Here is a 592-nt window from a genome sequence, read left to right on the forward strand (position 1 = left end):
GCTATCGCGCCGTTGCCACCCGATACGACAAACGCGACTACATCTGGCGCGGCACAATCGACATCGCATCGATCAGAATCTGGCTCCGCGACCCACCAACCCAAGATCTACGGGACACGCCCTAGTCATCTGCCGGCGTAGCTGCACGTCGTCAAGGCCGTCCAGCTTGTGCAGCAGCGTCGCCCGGTGGTAGTCGAGCTGCCCGGTCAGCATCTCGCGCTCACCGGCCAGGCGGTTCGGACTCGCTCGTTCGATGGATGCGGTGAACGGCGGCGTGGGAACGGGGTTCATGACATCTCCGTCGGTGGTCGGCTGAGGGTGCCCCCGCCGTGAGTTCTACACGCGTCCTGGTACGTACAGAAGTCGATCCGCTTACGAACAGGTAGGACGATGGCGGCGCGACGCCAACGTCTCATGCGTAGGTGACGCTCGCTTGTAGGTACGTCGGGCGGGAGGTCGCTCGTGGCGGACTACACCAGTGACCGGAGTCCGTTTGGCCGAGGTAGTCACTGGCTTGGCGAACACAGGCAGAATGGATGACCCACCGGGTCGGCGTACACCGGCCAGGGACCACCGATGTCAGGTAGTTGGA

The 592-nt window shown here is 63.5% G+C and carries 1 protein-coding gene; it reads right to left on the minus strand.

Features of this window, described 5'->3' with window-relative positions; translation table 11 throughout:
* Window positions 1-72 precede the first annotated feature (72 nt).
* Complete coding sequence (locus ABNF93_RS34730; RefSeq protein ID WP_349332513.1) at window positions 73-291, minus strand: DinB family protein; 219 nt, start codon at window positions 289-291, stop codon at window positions 73-75.
* Between the last annotated feature and the right edge of the window lie 301 nt (window positions 292-592).

Origin of the sequence: Actinopolymorpha sp. B9G3 (assembly GCF_040120725.1) — a bacterium.
Lineage (GTDB): Bacteria > Actinomycetota > Actinomycetes > Propionibacteriales > Actinopolymorphaceae > Thermasporomyces.